1 pseudogene is annotated in these 264 nt (G+C 83.3%); it reads left to right on the top strand.

The window, feature by feature from the left end:
- Nucleotides 1-264 (top strand): annotated as a pseudogene (locus KVS67_RS12135) (hypothetical protein); the annotation flags it as partial.

Below are 264 nucleotides of genomic sequence, written 5' to 3'. Positions count from 1 at the left end.
CCCGCGGCCGCGGTGAAGCCCGCCGGGGGTCCGGCTGCGTCCGGCACCGCCGCGGCGGACCGCGAGACCGGCGAGTCCGTCGCCGGCGTGGCCGGCGGTGCGGGGGTGACCGTGGACCAGCAGGACGCCCCGGGCACCGAGGCCACCGCTGAGACCCCCCGTCGCGATGCCGCGGCTCCGGCCACCCGGCGCACTCTGCGCCCCGCCCCGGCGGCGCCGAGCACAGCGCGCGAGGCGGGCACCGTGGGCCTGGGCGCGGCCGGT

It is taken from the genome of Micrococcus sp. GbtcB5 (assembly GCF_019091605.1).
Taxonomy (GTDB): Bacteria; Actinomycetota; Actinomycetes; order Actinomycetales; family Micrococcaceae; genus Micrococcus; species Micrococcus luteus.
Note: the sequence above shows the minus strand (reverse complement) of the source record. Positions and strands in the feature narration are given on the sequence as shown.